The sequence below is a fragment of the Candidatus Symbiothrix dinenymphae genome (assembly GCF_001431085.1).
On sequence record NZ_BBRU01000366.1, the window covers coordinates 1 to 472 of the forward strand.

At 47.7% G+C, this 472-nt stretch carries 1 protein-coding gene; it reads right to left on the minus strand.

Translation table 11 applies throughout. From position 1 onward, the window contains the following. The coding region (locus ASC50_RS04330) for a hypothetical protein (RefSeq protein ID WP_158648420.1) at window positions 1–472 on the minus strand (472 nt) is incomplete at both ends.

Genomic DNA, 472 nt, shown 5'->3' on the forward strand with positions numbered 1-472 from the left:
GTATAACCGGGCAAAAGATCACCATAGCCAATTCTGACTGAACAATTGGGATCACCCCGATCCACTCTATATTGCTTCTCTGCGGCTGATTGACCTGAAGCGCCGTTAACTCTATACCAGGCTATATTACCTTTTCCATCTCCATCTCTATCTGCGCCATAGTCGAAGTCGGCTCCGGGAAATTCGCATGGCTGACCGGCACGAAGAGTGTGAGGAATTTGAGTAACGCCAAAAGTACCCATAAGAACATCAGTGGCGTATGCCGGATCAGGAAACATTCGCGTCTCGTTTATGTAATCGTTGAACGCGAGTTGGGACATCGTTTTCACTTCCAGAACACGGGCAACATCCACCGTATCAATGCCATCCTTCGGCAATAGCCGGTAAGTAATGTTCACCTGTGTGGTTTTTCCGTCGCCCAATTCATTCAATGTAAATGAGGGCGTATTGGTTGTGCCCCTCCGTATAATAT